Here is an 11,982-nt window from a genome sequence, read left to right on the forward strand (position 1 = left end):
GCCGCCGGTACGATCGTCCGGCGTTGACCCTATCCCTGCTTGTTCAGATGACGCGCCCGGCGTACTTCATTTGCCTCCGGCCGTGATCTGCGGCGGTGTCACATCCGGTGCGTAACCGTAGTAGGCATACCGGTAGCGCCCGTATTTCGATCCATAGCCATACCGATATGCGTTCGGGTCCAGGCCGTTGAAGACCACGCCACTGACGTCGGCATTGGCTTGTCGCAGTTGTTTGGCGGATTCAGCCACCTCGCCAATGGTCGTCTTCTCGAACCGGGTCACTAGGAACACGGTGCCGCAGCGTGCGGCCAGCACCGCCGTATCCGAGACGGCCAGCACTGGAGGCGTGTCGATCAGCACGAGGTCATACCGCTCGCCAATGTCCTGAAGCAGCATCTCCATGCGTTCATTGAGTAACAGTTCGGCCGGATTCGGCGGCAGGCTGCCTGTGCTCAGGAAGTCCAGGTTCTCGAACACGTCACAATGCACCGCCTCGCTGAGACTCACGTTTCCGATCAGGACATCGGATAGGCCGTTATTGCGATCCTTGCCGAAGTACTGGTTCAAGTGGCCTTTGCGCATATCCGCGTCGATCAGCAGAACACGCTTTCCGCCTGTCGCCATCACGACGGCGAGGTTGGCCGAAATGAAGGATTTGCCAACACCCGGCGTCGGGCCCGTTAGCAGTACGCGATTGTTGTCCGCATCAAGCATGGCGAATTGCAGGGCGGTGCGCAGGCTACGCAGGCTTTCGATGGACGGCTCATTGGGATTCCTGTCCGCCAGTACAAATTTGCCGCGTTTACGCTGGCGAATCTCTTCCGTGAGCAAGGTCTGGGCCGCCGACAGCGGCACGGTTGCGTAAACACTCAGCCCGGTGTGTTGCTCAATGTCCTGCGAATCCGTGATGCCACCATACAGAGCGTTGCGCACGAATGCCGTCACGACGCCAGCCAAGAGACCGAGGATGGCGGCCAGAGCGATAGTCAGGGCCTTCTTTGGCTTGATGGGTTGCTCGGGAACCGGTGCGTTGTCCAGCAGGCGAACGTTGCCGACCTTGCCCGCCTTGACGAGTCTGAGTTGCTGCATGTTGTTCAGCAGGCCGACGTACAGGTCATTGTTCACCTGCACATCGCGCATGAGCCGCAGGGTGTCCTGCTCCACATCGGGAAAGGTCTTCATGCGTGCCGCCATCGCCCCCATCTTGGCGGTCAGGGTCGCGATCTGCTGATCCAATGCCTGCACCCCGGGATGCGATGACGTAAAGCGCGTCAGCAACTCGGTACGCTTCTGCCTCAGATCGAGCAGTGTCGTCTCCGCGGCAACGCTTTCCTGCAGGAACGCCTTGCCTTCCTCGCTGAGATTGAACGTATTGCGCTTGTTGCGCATCTCGTTGTACTTCACTTCCGCACGTTCCAGCTCGGACTTGAGCTGCGGCAGAAGATCGCCCAGGAACGCGAGGGATTTCTCTGCCTCGGCAGCCTTGCGCTTGATGTTCTGGGCGACGTATTCCTCGCCGATCTGGTTCAGGATGCCCGCAGTGAGCTTGGCGTCGATACCGTCGAGCGAGGCACCAATGATGCCGCTCTGCTTGCCCTTCTCCGCGATCTTGAGGTCGTCCTGGAGTTTCTCGACCGTCCGCAGATGGGAGTCTCGCACGAGCTTGAACTCAATGCCGGGCTTAGCCTTGAGATTCGTCACCAGCAGCGCAATGTCGCCCACGCTCTGCGACGCGGACAAGGGTTGTCCCACCCGGCCTTCAAGCGGGGCATCGAGACTGCTTTGCTCCAGCCGGTACCGCCCGTCCCCAAGCGCCGTGAGCTTGAATTTCTCGCCCTCCAGGGATTCGGGTACGTCGAACTGCTCGACGCTGATCGACTCCTTGGCCCATGCGAACCCGCCGAACCCGAACAGGCCAGGCTCGGAAAGTCCCTTGGCGCGGCTGGCAATCCACGCGCCGAAGAAGGGAAAGTAGTTTGGCTTCGCCAGAATGTAGAGCCGCAGATTATCGACGGCCTTGGCCACGACCATCCGCGAGCGGAGGATCTCGATTTCCGCGGTCGCTTGCGTCTTGACGTCGAACAGGGTCGACACATCGCCCAGCAGACTATTGGCACTGGTGGGACTATCCTCCACCTGCACCAGAATATCCGCCTGGTACACCGGCCGCGCCAGGAACGCATAGGCCACACCCAGCGCCAACACCACGGCGGCGATGGAAAGAATCAACCAACGGCTTGCCAGCAGCACGTCCAGGTAGTGAACGAGATCGATCTCGTCTTTCGGCGGCCCGGCCATAACGACAGGAGGAGGGTTCTGGTTCATAAGCTCTACTACCAATTCTGTTATCGGAGCGCCTGGATGCGGGGTACCCAGGCTTCCACGCCGCGCTGAATCAGTTGCAGCGCGTTCTCGAAGGCGGGACGAGCATCGCGGTACGGATCGGGTACGTCGAATTTGGCGAGTTCGCCCATGCGAAACACCCGCCCCGTGGTGGCCGGATGCAGACGCTGGATGTCTTGCCGCTGCGCGTTGTCCATTACCAGAATCAGATCCGCCGCGGTGGTAATGGGGCGACTGAGTTGTTGGGCGCGGTGAGCTGAAATGTCGATGTTCAGTTCCTGCATCAGCTCGATGGCGTACGGGTCCGCGGGCTGGCCAGTCAGCGCGCAAAGGCCGGCGGAGACGATATGGATACCGGGCAATGCCTGCCTCAGGAGCCCTTCCGCCATGGGGCTCCTGCAGATATTCCCAATGCACACCACGAGTACGGTATTGATCATTTCGCGACGTTCGCGGCGCCAGTAACAAAGTTGCCGCTTGGCAGCAACTGATTGATCACGCGGCTCCAGCGGACCACGCCGGCGGCGTCTACGTAGACGACATCCTTCGGTTTGAGCTCGAAGGATTCAGCCAGGGCCAGCGAGACGGGAGATTTGCCGTCAAGGTGGAATATCTCGGCGTCGCCATCCGCGCTCTTGCGAATGACATAGAGCTCCTTGGCATCCGCTGAGACAGGGTTGAGGCCACCGGCTTCGCCTATGGCCTCATTGAGCGTGAGGCGGCCGTTGCGCGGCAGGATGCTCATGGGGCGAACGACTTCACCGGCCACGAAGACCTTGCTGTCTTCGCGCTGTTCCACGCGAACGATGTCGCCATTGCGCAGCAGAATACGGGAGGGGTCAGTCCCTTTCTGGAGCAGCGCGGGCAAGTTGACGTAGTAGCTCTTGCCGTTGCGCGAGACGCGGATGCGGCTGTTGTCGCCCGTCAGCACGTTGATGCCGCCAGCCCGGTTCAGTGCCTCCACCAGGGTCATGGGCACATCGTCGATATTTTGCGGCCCGGGGGTCTTGACCTCGCCGTCCAGGTAGACGCGTTTGCTGCGGAAGCCAAGAACGCGCACGGTAACCTGAGGCATATTGACGTATGGCATCAGCGACTTGCTGAGTTGGCCGCGGATTTCGTCCGGTGTCCTACCAACGACTTGGACAACGCCCGCATAAGGAAACTGGATGGAGCCCGCTGGGCTCACAACAAAGCCTGGCACATTAGCGGCACCACCGTTGTAATACGGAATATCGTAGGCAGTGCCGATGGTATAGGTCTGGGTCGGAAACACCAGCTCCGGATGGTCCCAGACTACAATGGAAAGGATGTCACCGACACCAACCGTATAGGGCTGTGGCTCTCCATATAGCTCATCCACTCCCGCATTGACCGGCTTCGCAGCCGCCGCCAACGCCCGCACCAGCGCCGGCGTGATCAGCGTGACCTTGGGCACCGATTCCGGATCTTCAGGATCGAGCGGGCGCTGCGGATCGAAGCGCATCCCAGGCGCGAGTGCGCAGGATGCCAGTAACGGGACCATGCCCAGCCACATTACCGTTCTGCCCAGAGGCAGCTTGCTTGAAAGCTTGAACACGACTTGATGATTTCCTTGATACCCGAAATGTCCGCACTGCCCTGCCGTCTCCAGGTGGGCCTTGCTGCGGCAAATCCGCTGGTCCGTCATGACACTCTTGGTGTCTTTCCGCCTCGTTTGCGCTGCTGGCGGATATGGGCCTTGCGGCGGTGGTTTCGCGACGTCTCCCCGCTGTCCGTCTTGCGGTGCACCACCGAAGAAGGACCGGCGAAGTGTATGGCCGCTGGGGGTCAATCTTCAAGGCAATACGGGCGTTTTTAGCGTGTTTTCTATCCCTACTGAAGGGTGGACCCAACAAAGGAGGGGATGCCCCTGAAAGGGGTATTGCGAAAGAATTCGAACCCTAGTGAGGATGGGTCATTGCGTCGTCAGCAGACGCATTTAACCCGATTTGGCGACGTGAATTTCTTTTTGTTCTTCCTGAATTTTTTCTGATTTTATTGTGGCGGAATTTCATTGCGTTTCGGATTATTGTTCTTGCAATGCGGGTACCCTCCTCAGGGAGGGATAGATCAAGCGACGATGCGATGAAGAAGGGGACTTGCGGCAGGAGGTGTGGGCGAATGGCTGATGGCTGACTTCGTTGGGACGCTGCCCCTCTCCCCCGGCCCCTCTCCCGCAAGCGGGAGAGGGGAGACAACAGGCGCCGGCTGTTAGTCGGCTGTTAGTCGGAGGTGTGCTGGTCTCCGGTGTCATGCCGTGCGGCGAGTTCGCTCAGGACGAGTGTCTCGTGGGCGAGGCCGGCGGCCAGGGAAAGCAGATGGTCCTGGATGGCTGGCGCCGGGTCGCTCGCGATGCCGGCGGCTGCGTTGTCGCGGGTGACGGTCAGTAGCGCGTGGAGTTGTGCGGCCCTCTCACCAGCGAGGCTCAACGGGTCTTCGCATGGGGTATGAGCGGTGACGAACATGTCGGCGCCGGTGTGTTCCGCGGTAACGCCATAGCGAGCGTGCTTAGACATGACGTACCCTCCCTTGCCAGACACACGAGCGCATGGCGATGAGAGCATGGTTGGAAAGCGGGAATTGCCCGGGACGGGCGAACAAGATCTTCGGCATGATGATTGCCTCCTGTGAGCGGAACATCAATCCCGCGTCCCCGCTGCTAGTCGGGTGGGCGGGCGCAAGACAGGGTTAGCAGACCGACACAGGATCGGCGAGCCCGAAGACTCTCCCCGCCAAGGCCCGCCCATAAGGGCGTGCAAAGGCAAGACGGACGCAAACGGTCGCCAAAGGCGACCGTCCACCTGTGTCCGGGCTGCTAAACCCGATCGCTGTAATTGCATCTACAGCGACGGTTCCACAGTACCTTGGCCCGGACTCGACGGTAATGTCCCGTTGTCTCATTCGAGCGAATGAAGACGACACGCAGCGCAACATTGTAGCCTCATGCCCGGCACCCCATGTCTCGCGCCGATTTCCCGGGCTTCCGATCTGGTATCGCAAAGCAAAAAAAGAGGGTGTAGGCGCGGGGAGTGCCTACACCCTATCGGGAATTAGCAAGGGGTCACACTTGCCGGGTTGGATTATTGATGGACGCATGGTTCCACGCTTACCCTGCTTCGGTGGGAGCCACGCTTTGGTGGGGAAAGAAGCGCGATGTCCGCGCCACAGGCGCGGCGGCTTCATCAGCCCGCTTGCCCGCGTTTGCGCGATGCCCCCCAAGGCAGGGTACCGGCGCGCCGCCGCACGAACCAGAATCAGAGCGCGGGCGAAATGATTTCAGGCAGCCGGGCCTGGCGGCGGTACGCCGGCGGCTGGCCTGGCCGATGTTCGAGAGGCGGAACGATGCGCAAGGCGATGACGATTGGCGAAGCGGCTGCGCCGGATGCGCTGGCTTCCGGCGAGGTTTGGGTCGAGGCGCACCTGACCCCGTCGGGCTGGACCTATGGCAGCTACAAGGACCAGGATGCGCATCCGGTGCTGATTCCGCCGCCGCGTGAGTCGCTGCTAACGGTACGGCGGCATTTCGTGGTGGCTGGCACGGCGGCGCCGCGCCGGCTGAGCGAGATCCGCACCACGCGCGCGAATTCGGCCCGCGAGATTGCGCGCCTGCTGGAGGCCTTCGGCGAGCCGCATTTCAATGTGCGGTCGCAACAAGTGCCGCGCGTGCCCAGCCTCGGGCTTTGACGCCGGTGGCCGCGGCCGGGCGGCCGTCCGCCCGAATACCTCTCCAAATACCCCTCCGAATATCCCTCCGTTCATCCTTTTGGCCCCTCCCCTGAGGGCGCATACCGGGTAAAAGCCCGATTGCCGGCATGGCCGCCCGGCCTCAAAATACGGAAATACCATCCTACCGGGCACCTGCGCTGCCCATCTGCCCCTGCGCGCCGGCCTGGCGGTACCCAGACGAAACGAGACCTAGTAAAAACAATGAAAGTTTCGACCACCAATGTCCTCAACGTCCTGGAGCAAGACGAAATCGACGCCGTGCGCGAGCTGACCCGCCGTATCTCGCAGCCGCGCAGCTTCGTGGTGCTGCGCGCGGCCTTCATGCTGTCGGCGGTGGTGGCGGTGCTGTGCTTCGCGGCGAGCAGCTTCCACCTCGAGGATTTCCAGAACGTGGGGATCGGCGCCGCGGTGCTGGGCGCGGTGTTGTTCGTCGTCGGGCGCGTGGTGTTCGGCAACCGCGACGAGGTTGCCGTGCCGGCCGCCGAGCTGAAGGCGCTGCGCGCGCGCTTGCGCCCGGAGATGTTCGCCAGGCTGGAGGAAGTGGCGGGCCGCCTGACGCACGACGGCCCCGGCGATGGCGTGATCCGCGTGCGCACGCTGTGGCTGTTCTTGTCGGAATCGGTGGCCAGCGAGACCTTGCGGCGCCGCGACGCGCGCGGCCCGGCCAGGGAATCGCAGAAGGGCTGACGGCACTGCGTGCATCGGGCGCCGGGGCGCCGCGCGCATTGCGCGCCCGCGGCGTTCAGGGATTTTCGTTCAGGGACTTTTCGTCGCGTTGACCAGGCATTCGGACAGTCTGTCGAAATGGCGCAACGCTTCGGGCGTCAGCCCGAGTTGCTTGCGGCGGGCGTCCTCGGTGTCCGTCAGCATGATCCAGCCTTTCTCGCGCATGGACTTCAGACGGGCGTGCAGGGTGGCGGGCGATCCCAGTTCGCTGCGGGCCATCATGTCCCTGACCGACAGGCGCTGCTGCGCCTGGCTGGTACGCGCGATCAGTTCAAGAATCCGTTCTTCGAGGGGGTCGAGCGCCGGCAGCGAGGGCAAGCCCCGCACTGCTTCGGCCAACTGGAGAAAACGCAGGTAGATGTCTGCCGGCCGCGTCACGACGGCATCCTGCGGGAAACGGAGCGCGGTATCCGGCGCGCGGGATCGACTATCATCAGGCCCTTTTTTTATATGCCCTGGTGCATTTTACGGCAATGCCCCATGTTCGCCTCCAGTTAAGTATGGCCTTCGTCACAATTGTTTTCTTTGTTTTGGCGATGGCACTAAATGAGTGGCTTTTCCAGCATTTGGAATTTGTGCCTGGAATTAATTGGATTTATTTACCGGCGGGCGTCCGGCTGCTATGCACGCTTTTGTTCGGCGCGGCGGGAGCGGCGGGGCTGCTGATTGCCTCGTTGCTGGTCAATGTCTTTTATCTTTTTCCGGACGATCCCGCGCGCGCGGTCATCGGCGCCATCCTGGCGAGCGCGGCGCCGTACCTGGTCTACCGGCTTGCCCGGCATGCGTTCGGCCTGCGGGCGTCGCTGACCAACCTGACGCCGGCGCGGCTGCTGGCGTTCGTGCTGGCATATGCGGTGACGAATCCGCTGCTGCACCACATCTGGTTCGCGCTGCGCGGCAATCGCGCGGCACTGGCGCATGGTTTCCTGGCGATGTTCGTCGGCGACCTGTCCGGCACGCTGATCGTGATCTACGCGATGAAGGCCTTGCTGCGCCTGTGGCCGGCGCGTGCCGCGGGTACGCGAGCGTAGCGCAACAAGCGCGTGCCATGCGCCAGGCCGGTTCCCGGGCCTTACATGAAACCGGCGACGAACCTGCCCAGGGCGGTCTGCAGGACGTCGGAGTTGAGCCCGGAGGCGCCGCTCAGCGGCGGGCACACCAGCAAGGTGGTGGGCCCGTCCACGTAGACCTGGATCAGCTTGCCCTGGTCCGCGGGCTGCAGGACGTGCTGCGTCGGGCAAGTCCCGCCGAAGCCGAAGGCCCGCAGGAAGTCATCGGTGTTGCGCGCGCCCAGGCAGACGATCACCTTGGGCTGCCGCTGCCGGCGCAGCGCGCCGATGGCGCGAAAGCGCATGCCGTCGCGGCAGAGTTCGAGGTAGCGTTCCTGCGGGTTGAGCGCCGGCTGGTTGCCGTAGACGCGGGTCCAGTTCCTGGCGCCGGCCTCGCCGGTGGGCAGCGGGAACAGGGTGAGCTTGAACTCCCGGCCCGCGGGGCCGTAGAGATGCTGTTCGAAGTATTCCTTGGCCTCGCACGGCGCCATGCCGCCCGCGGCGTTGCACACCGCGGCGGCAATGCGCGCGATCTTCTGCTGCGTGGCCCAGCGCGCGAGCAGCTCGCGCTGCCGCAGGCGGAACGCCGCGTCCCACACCAGCGGCGCCGCCACCGGCAGCAGCATGCTGGCCGGCGCAACGGGCTCGCTGTTGGAGCGGACATCGCAAAACCAGAGGCTGGCCGCGGGATTGCCTTCCATGCCCGCGCAGGACCCCAGGTAGGTATCCAGGCAATGGCGCGAGACCGTCACCGCCACGCTGTCCTGCGCCGCTTCGCGCTGCTCGTCTTCCGGCGCGGTGCGCGCCCGGCTGGCGGAAACCCTCGCCTCCCGCCATGCGGATGACTGCATCCACGCCCCCGTTCCGGACCATGCCGGCAGTCCATTTCCCCTGTCGCTCATGCCGCTCCCCAGCAATTGCCCGCACCGTGTGTGTCAGGGCGCCCAGCGCGCGTGGCCCGCTGCGATGGTCGTTTTTGATATAAAAATTATAACAATACGAGCGAGCAGCCATGCGGCATTTCCCTTCCCCTCGCAAGGGGGAGATGACAAAGCGCGCGAGTACGGCTCCGGGCTGCCGCGGACCCCATGCGGCGCGGCAAACGGGAAGACCGCCGGCGCCGCGCGCGGTGGCAACGCGATGCCATTGCGGCGGGTCTTTGGTAGCATAGGCTCCTGCCCCTGCCTGGGATACGCCGCCCACGATGCTTCAGCTTGATCTCAAGACAACGGTCTTCCTTGCATCGATCATGTCGGCCTTGATGTCGGTGGTGCTGCTGTCGGCGTACCGCAGTTTCCCGCGCGGCATCCGCGGCATCGGGGAGTGGGTGGCCGGCTCGCTGGTGCTGGTGGTGGCGCCGACGCTGTTCTGGCTGCGCGACATCGCGCCGGACTGGGTCTCGATCGTGCTGGGCAACGGCCTGCTGCTCGCCGCGGTGGCGCTGTGGACGCTGGGCACGCAGGTCTTCTACGGCCGCCCGCAGGCGCGCGCGCCTGCGGCCGTCGTGGTCGTGCTGGCCACGCTGGCGCTGACGTGGTTTGTCTACGGGCACGAGAGCTACGACGCGCGCGTCACCATCGTGACCCTGGTCATGGGCCTGTTCTTCGGCACGCAGGCGCTGCTGGTGCTGCGCCACGGCGGGCGCGATTTCAGCGCGCGCTTCTTCGGCTTCCTGCTGACGGTGCAGACGCTGGTGGTGCTGGCGCGCTGCGTGGCGAGCCTGTTCTCGGGGCTGGCCGGGCAGAAGCTGTTCGCGTCCGACGACCTGATCCAGGCCATCTACCTGGGTTCCTACACGCTGATGGACCTCGGTCTGTCAGTCGCCTTCATGCTGGTCATCACGCGGCGCCTGCACGTGGAGCTTGACATCCTCTCCAGGACCGATCCGCTCACGCAACTGCTCAACCGCCGCGCGCTCTATGACGCCGGCCAGCGCGAGCTGGAACACATGGCCGGGCATGGCGGCGAGATGGCGCTGCTGCTGATCGACCTGGACCACTTCAAGCACATCAACGACAGCATGGGCCACGCCGAGGGCGACCGCGTGCTGACCGATTTCTCCGCCATGCTCAAGCGCGAGTTGCCGGCCGGCGCGTATCCCGGCCGCTTCGGCGGAGAGGAGTTCCTGGTGCTGCTGCCGCGCACCACCCCGGCGGCAGCGCTGGCGCTGGCCGAGCGCCTGCGGGCAACGTCGTCGCGCTTCTTCGGCAAGCGCGTGACCGACCTGACCATCAGCATCGGCGTAGCGAGCGTGGACAAGGCCGAACGCCGCCTCGACGGCGCCGTCGGGCGGGCCGACCTCGCGCTGTACCGCGCCAAGAGCGCGGGCCGCAACCGGGTGGAGTCGGTGATGGAGGCGGCGGCCTGACAAACGCCGGGAAGCGCGGGCGGGCTCGCGGTAGCTTGCCGCGCCCCTGCGGACTGCCTCCGTTCAGGCGATCCAGTTCTCGAGCCGCAGCCCGCCGATGCGGGAGAACGCCGCGGTGTCGTCCGTGACCAGCACGGCGTCCAGCGCCATCGCGTGCGCGGCGATCAGCATGCCGTTGGCGCCGATCCACTGCCCGCGGCGTTCGAGGTCAGCGCGCAGCAGGCCATAGTGCCGGTCCGCGTCGCCGTCGGGCGGCAGCACCCGCAGGCCGCCCAGGGCCAGGTCGACGCGCTGCGCCCGCGCCCGGCAGCGCGATTCAGCCCGGATGCGGCACACAAGAAAAACGCCCCGGCCGGGGCGTTGGCGCCAGCGCGAAAAACCGCCCGTCAGCGCAGCCACTGCCCCAGCGTCGCCACCGCGATGGTGAGCCCGCCCAGCAGCAGGTTCACCCCCACCGCCCGGCGGATGCGGCCCAGCGCGGCGCCGGCGGCCGGCCAGTCCTGCGCGTCCACGGCGCGGCGCAGCGCGCCGTAGGGGCCGGCGAACACGTAGACGAAGATCGCGATCATGAGCAGGCCGGTGCCGAGCATCAGGTGCCAGTGCGGCGGCGCGGCGGCCATGCCCGCCCGGGCGATCATGATGGCGCCGCTGCCGGCGATGACGGCCACCGCCACCCACACCCAGCCGAGGAAGGTGGCGAACACGGCGCGCCACAGGCGCAGCCGCTGGGGCGGCTCCAGCAGCGCGCCGGCGGCCGGGCGCAGGCAGACGTAGGCGAAGAACATGCCGCCCACCCACAGGGTGACGCCGGCAATGTGGAGGAAGCGCAGGACGGGTTCGAGGCTCATGGGCAGCGGCTTTGGGGGTGGGCGGGGCTAGGCGGGACAGCGCAGGATAGCGCGCCGAGCCGGGACTGTTGGAAGAATGCCGCATTCTAGCCCTGCGCGCGGCCCGCGTGGGCAGGTTGCGTCACCGAAATGGATTACCGGCGCATTTGCATTATCTGGCCCATCTGCCTATCAGGACAGCACAAAGAACCTGCTTTGGGATGAAAGGATGCTACGGGAAGGAACAATTCGAAGTCAGCAGGGATGGAATAATTACACAGTCATTGGACAATGCTGTCGGTATCAGAGACAACAGAACCAAAAAATGCTCTCTGCCCCCTATCATGGGGGAACTGATGGAGGCAATGTCGGCAGATACTTCTTGCTTTCCGACAGCCGCCTGGCTCGATTTGCATCGTAAGCCAGCCTCAGGAGTGCCCGTGGCCAAGATGCAAGACACTTCAATGCCGCTTCTTTGGGTCGATTGCCTAAAAGGTCTAGGGATAGCTGCAGTGGTTGCTGGCCATGTCTTCTCAGGTCTACCCGCACAATTGATTTTCCTTTTTCACATGCCACTGTTCTTTTTTTTAAGTGGATATCTTTTCACGGTTCAGAGGCGACGTGCCGAATACTTCGCTCGCAAAGCTCGACACCTGCTGATCCCATACGTAGCATTCCTTGTGCTACTTGCCCTTCCTCGTGCGCTCAAATTTCTTGTGGCCGACGGCGAGATGGCTGCAATGGAAGAACTAGTGCGCATTTGTATTGGTGGAAGATACTTGGCAGGTGCGACCGGTGTATTCTAGTTCGTTACTTGCTTATTCTTGACTCAGCAAGCAATGAATGTTGTCATGAACAAATGGAGCGAAAAAAAAATCTGGATGGTAGTTTCTGCATGTATGCTTCTTTCGTATGCAAACGC

13 protein-coding genes are annotated in these 11,982 nt (G+C 63.5%); 5 read left to right on the forward strand and 8 right to left on the reverse strand.

All coding sequences use genetic code 11. From position 1 onward, the window contains the following. Positions 1-66: 66 nt before the first annotated feature. The 4 genes from K206_RS0106220 to K206_RS0106235 form a co-directional block, all read right to left on the reverse strand. Positions 67-2,325 carry a polysaccharide biosynthesis tyrosine autokinase gene (locus K206_RS0106220; RefSeq protein WP_029043294.1) on the reverse strand — a complete coding sequence of 753 codons (2,259 nt, stop codon included), beginning with the start codon at positions 2,323-2,325 and terminating at the stop codon, positions 67-69. 20 nt (positions 2,326-2,345) lie between these two features. After that, on the reverse strand, positions 2,346-2,783 hold the full coding sequence (locus K206_RS0106225) for a low molecular weight protein-tyrosine-phosphatase (protein WP_020423694.1): 438 nt from the start codon (positions 2,781-2,783) through the stop codon (positions 2,346-2,348). Then, entirely contained in the window at positions 2,780-3,922 is a 1,143-nt protein-coding gene (locus K206_RS0106230; RefSeq protein ID WP_029043295.1) for a polysaccharide biosynthesis/export family protein, read from the reverse strand. The genes K206_RS0106225 and K206_RS0106230 overlap by 4 nt, the downstream gene beginning before the upstream one ends. Positions 3,923-4,586: 664 nt before the next feature. Next, positions 4,587-4,880 carry a hypothetical protein gene (locus K206_RS0106235; RefSeq protein ID WP_020201553.1) on the reverse strand — a complete coding sequence of 98 codons (294 nt, stop codon included), beginning with the start codon at positions 4,878-4,880 and terminating at the stop codon, positions 4,587-4,589. A gap of 826 nt (positions 4,881-5,706) precedes the next feature. Between K206_RS0106235 and K206_RS0106240 the strand changes: the two genes are divergently transcribed. Further along, on the forward strand, positions 5,707-6,048 hold the full coding sequence (locus K206_RS0106240) for a hypothetical protein (protein ID WP_020201554.1): 342 nt from the start codon (positions 5,707-5,709) through the stop codon (positions 6,046-6,048). Between the two features lie 243 nt (positions 6,049-6,291). Then, on the forward strand, positions 6,292-6,777 hold the full coding sequence (locus K206_RS0106245; RefSeq protein WP_020201555.1) for a hypothetical protein: 486 nt from the start codon (positions 6,292-6,294) through the stop codon (positions 6,775-6,777). Between the two features lie 69 nt (positions 6,778-6,846). On the opposite strand, the gene K206_RS0106250 is transcribed toward K206_RS0106245, so the two are convergent. Next, a complete protein-coding gene (locus tag K206_RS0106250; protein ID WP_020201556.1) occupies positions 6,847-7,194 on the reverse strand; it encodes a winged helix-turn-helix domain-containing protein in 348 nt (115 codons plus the stop codon). A gap of 122 nt (positions 7,195-7,316) precedes the next feature. Here K206_RS0106250 and K206_RS0106255 point away from each other — a divergent pair, with 122 nt between their 5' ends. Further along, a complete protein-coding gene (locus tag K206_RS0106255; protein ID WP_369796868.1) occupies positions 7,317-7,847 on the forward strand; it encodes a hypothetical protein in 531 nt (176 codons plus the stop codon). 41 nt (positions 7,848-7,888) lie between these two features. On the opposite strand, the gene K206_RS37650 is transcribed toward K206_RS0106255, so the two are convergent. Next, positions 7,889-8,716: a hypothetical protein gene (locus K206_RS37650; RefSeq protein WP_020201558.1), complete on the reverse strand. Its 828-nt coding sequence runs from the start codon at positions 8,714-8,716 to the stop codon at positions 7,889-7,891. Between the two features lie 353 nt (positions 8,717-9,069). Here K206_RS37650 and K206_RS0106265 point away from each other — a divergent pair, with 353 nt between their 5' ends. After that, positions 9,070-10,233 carry a GGDEF domain-containing protein gene (locus tag K206_RS0106265; protein ID WP_155887979.1) on the forward strand — a complete coding sequence of 388 codons (1,164 nt, stop codon included), beginning with the start codon at positions 9,070-9,072 and terminating at the stop codon, positions 10,231-10,233. A 63-nt stretch (positions 10,234-10,296) separates the two neighbouring features. On the opposite strand, the gene K206_RS43625 is transcribed toward K206_RS0106265, so the two are convergent. Together K206_RS43625 and K206_RS0106275 are read right to left on the reverse strand one after the other, a co-directional pair. Next, positions 10,297-10,632, reverse strand: a complete 336-nt coding sequence (locus tag K206_RS43625) for a PIN domain-containing protein (RefSeq protein ID WP_196812848.1) — start codon at positions 10,630-10,632, stop codon at positions 10,297-10,299. Next, positions 10,620-11,081, reverse strand: coding sequence for a CopD family protein (locus tag K206_RS0106275; protein WP_020201561.1), 462 nt, complete (start codon positions 11,079-11,081; stop codon positions 10,620-10,622). The genes K206_RS43625 and K206_RS0106275 overlap by 13 nt, the downstream gene beginning before the upstream one ends. Before the next feature lie 428 nt (positions 11,082-11,509). On the opposite strand from K206_RS0106275, the gene K206_RS43630 reads away from it, so the two are divergent. Beyond that, positions 11,510-11,866 (forward strand): acyltransferase family protein, encoded by a 357-nt coding sequence (locus K206_RS43630; RefSeq protein ID WP_231401566.1) that lies wholly within the window; start codon positions 11,510-11,512, stop codon positions 11,864-11,866. Positions 11,867-11,982 lie beyond the last annotated feature (116 nt).

This window comes from Cupriavidus sp. WS (assembly GCF_000395345.1).
Lineage (GTDB): Bacteria > Pseudomonadota > Gammaproteobacteria > Burkholderiales > Burkholderiaceae > Cupriavidus > Cupriavidus basilensis_B.

Coding starts and splice junctions, on each gene's coding strand:
- K206_RS0106220 (WP_029043294.1), bottom strand. CDS start 2,325: ATGAACCAGAACCCTCCTCCTGTCGTTATGGCCGGGCCGCCGAAAGAC.
- K206_RS0106265 (WP_155887979.1), top strand. CDS start 9,070: ATGCTTCAGCTTGATCTCAAGACAACGGTCTTCCTTGCATCGATCATG.
- K206_RS37650 (WP_020201558.1), bottom strand. CDS start 8,716: ATGCAGTCATCCGCATGGCGGGAGGCGAGGGTTTCCGCCAGCCGGGCG.
- K206_RS0106255 (WP_369796868.1), top strand. CDS start 7,317: ATGGCCTTCGTCACAATTGTTTTCTTTGTTTTGGCGATGGCACTAAAT.
- K206_RS43630 (WP_231401566.1), top strand. CDS start 11,510: ATGCAAGACACTTCAATGCCGCTTCTTTGGGTCGATTGCCTAAAAGGT.
- K206_RS0106225 (WP_020423694.1), bottom strand. CDS start 2,783: ATGATCAATACCGTACTCGTGGTGTGCATTGGGAATATCTGCAGGAGC.
- K206_RS0106275 (WP_020201561.1), bottom strand. CDS start 11,081: ATGAGCCTCGAACCCGTCCTGCGCTTCCTCCACATTGCCGGCGTCACC.
- K206_RS0106240 (WP_020201554.1), top strand. CDS start 5,707: ATGCGCAAGGCGATGACGATTGGCGAAGCGGCTGCGCCGGATGCGCTG.
- K206_RS0106235 (WP_020201553.1), bottom strand. CDS start 4,880: ATGTCTAAGCACGCTCGCTATGGCGTTACCGCGGAACACACCGGCGCC.
- K206_RS0106245 (WP_020201555.1), top strand. CDS start 6,292: ATGAAAGTTTCGACCACCAATGTCCTCAACGTCCTGGAGCAAGACGAA.